Source organism: Autumnicola tepida, from assembly GCF_031846485.1.
GTDB lineage: Bacteria > Bacteroidota > Bacteroidia > Flavobacteriales > Flavobacteriaceae > Autumnicola > Autumnicola tepida.
The window spans coordinates 1-760 of sequence record NZ_JAVRHQ010000095.1 but is presented as its reverse complement, the minus strand read 5'-3'; the positions used below and the strand labels follow the sequence as shown (position 1 = coordinate 760).

Genomic DNA, 760 nt, shown 5'->3' with positions numbered 1-760 from the left:
CCGTTAGGCAAAATACTTTTAACGAAATGTCAGATCAATTAGAAGAATTAATTATTGAATTAGAAGATGAAGAACAAAAACTGATTGATTGTGGAAAAAAGATGTTAAATGAATACGGACTTACGGATTTTACGATATTTTCAACTTCCATATTAAATAGAACTTTGAATCTGAACAGAGGTTATGTTTCACTTATTAATTCAAATAACTATATTGCTGCTGCACCCTTAGTTAGATTGAACCTTGATAGTCTATTGCGTTTATTTGCTTCTACCCAATCGGAATATACGATAAATGAATTTTGTAAAAAAGTAAGAGAAGGAGAATCAATTCGTAAAATGAATTATTTTAAAAATAAAAAGATAAAGCTAAGAGATAACGAATTGGTCAAATTGATTAAAAACATAAAAGGGTGTAAATGGACTAAAGATGTGTATGAAACCGGGAGCGGATTTATTCATTTAAGTCACCAACATATTTATTCTTCAATAAAGTTTGAAAAAAATAGAATTTCAGGAGGAATTTTGAAAACTGACAATATAGTTCCTACCGCAGAAAAAGAAGCTGGAACATACTATATGATAAAAGGATCAAAATGCATACGATTTTTTGTTGACGATTTGATTAGCGCTAAAAAAAGTACTTTGCCTAACAACAGTAACCGTTGCGCAAGCCAATAATTCTCGAAATGCCCGATGTAATGAAGCCGTCTCATTTACCAAAATGAGGCGGTTTTTATTTGGTGTCGGTTTTAACTAAG

General features: G+C 30.8%; 1 protein-coding gene. It reads left to right on the top strand.

The genetic code is table 11. From position 1 onward, the window contains the following. The coding region (locus RM553_RS19550; protein WP_311536644.1) for a hypothetical protein at positions 1–680 on the top strand (680 nt) is incomplete at its 5' end. Positions 681–760 lie beyond the last annotated feature (80 nt).